Source organism: Natronococcus sp. (assembly GCF_047921035.1).
Lineage (GTDB): Archaea > Halobacteriota > Halobacteria > Halobacteriales > Natrialbaceae > Natronococcus.
This window is the reverse complement of sequence record NZ_JBLRWX010000212.1, coordinates 1-1,682: the sequence shown is the minus strand read 5'-3', so window position 1 is coordinate 1,682 and position 1,682 is coordinate 1. Positions and strand designations below refer to the sequence as shown.

The 1,682-nt window shown below is 69.0% G+C and carries 1 protein-coding gene; it reads right to left on the bottom strand.

The features are described from left to right. On the bottom strand, nt 1–1,506 hold a 1,506-nt coding region (locus ACNA7R_RS20220), incomplete at its 3' end, for an alpha/beta hydrolase family protein (protein ID WP_416285333.1). Nucleotides 1,507–1,682 lie beyond the last annotated feature (176 nt).

Here is a 1,682-nt window from a genome sequence, read left to right as displayed (position 1 = left end):
ATCACGGGCGGCAAATGGACCACCTACCGCAAGATGGCCGAAGACGTGATCGACCACGCCGAGATGGTGGCGGGCGTGGAAAACCGCCGCTGCCACACCGAGGCGCTGCAAGTGCACGGTTGGACGCGGGAGGACATCGCCGAGTCGCACCTGCGGGGTTACGGCCGTGACGCGACGCGCATCCGCGCCTTGGCGCGAGCCGACGAGGCGCTCGCGGAGCCGGCGGGCGTAGGCGTCCGCGTCGTCGACCGCCGGGGCCGTCGCCGTCTCGGGCGCGGTCTCCGCGAGGTACTCGCGGTTGAGGTCGACGACGGTCCGTCCGTCTGGATACGCGTCCCGGACCTCGCCGGCGTCGGTACACCGGAGCCGTTCCGGGTCCTCGGTCGCGGGATTGCCCGTCTCGAACGTCGGCGCCTCGCCGAGCAGGTGGCGCCGGAACCAGTTGACCGTCGCCTCGCGCAGCTCCGGGCCGAAGCCGTGGGTCGAGTCGGCGACGGTCAACTCGAGCGCGTCGCCCGCATCGTACAGGTCGTACACGCTCGAGGCACGCTCGTAGGACCGGTGTGTCCCCTCGATACAGAGGAAATCCGATTGCGCGGCCCCGATCAGCGCCGGTTTGGGCGCGAACGCGAGCAGGAAGTCGTCGTACCGGGGCCCGCGATCGATCGCGCGGTGGACGATCTGCTCGCCGTCCTGTCCCTGGCCCGTTCGCATGTACGCCTCCTTCGAGGTAATGAAACAGCACGGCGCGGCGGCGGCGATCCGGTCGTCGGCCAACATGAGGTAGCTGGTCTGCATCCCGCCCCCGGAGTTGCCGGTGACCCCGAGGCGGTCGGGATCGACCTCCGGGCGGGACTCGAGGTAGTCGAGCGCGCGGATCCCGTCCCAGACGAAATAGCGCGCCAGATTCCCTCCCGCGAACATGCACTGCCGGGCGAGGTAGGTGTGCTCGAGCGTGTTCGTCCGCGGGTAGTCTCTCGAGTCGTCCGAGATCGGGATCGCGCCCGTCTCGGGGTCGTAGAACTGGTGGCGCTCGCCCTGCCCGATCGGGTCCATCGCGAGGACGACGAACCCGTTGCGCGCGAGGTCGATACACCCCTGCTGGTAGCCGTCGGCGGTCTTCGCGGTGGCTGCGTGGCCACAGACGAACAGCACCGCGGGGCGAGGGTCGTCGGCGGACGCGCCCTCGGGAACGTAGACGTTCGTCGTCACGTGGAAGTCCGGCAGGCTCTCGAAGAGCACCGTCTCGACCGCGTAGCCGTCGTACTCGAGGCGGTCGGTCCGGGTCGCGTTCAGGTCCGCCCGCTCGTCGGGCAGGCCGCCGAGCGCCTCGAGGAAATCCTCGCGGACGCGTTCGCGGTGCTCCTCGGCCGCTTCGATCGAGTCGATCGCCTCCCGTCGCTCGTCGCCGCGCTCGAGCTGGGGCTCCGCCAGCCGTCGGAGGTATCGCGGCAGCTGGTTCTCTACGTCGTAGTAGCCGTCGACGTTCTCGTCGAACTGTCGCATTGAACGGTCCGATACTAGCCGCAGGACGGATTATAACTTCGGGTTAGCGCGGCAGAGATCGGGTCCCGTACTCGTCGAACCGCTCGAGACAGGGGAACTACGTCTCAGTTCGGTCCGACCATTCTTCCTGCGGTGGCGTGCGCTGTCGACCGGCCGAGTGCGAACGAGGGCGGTCG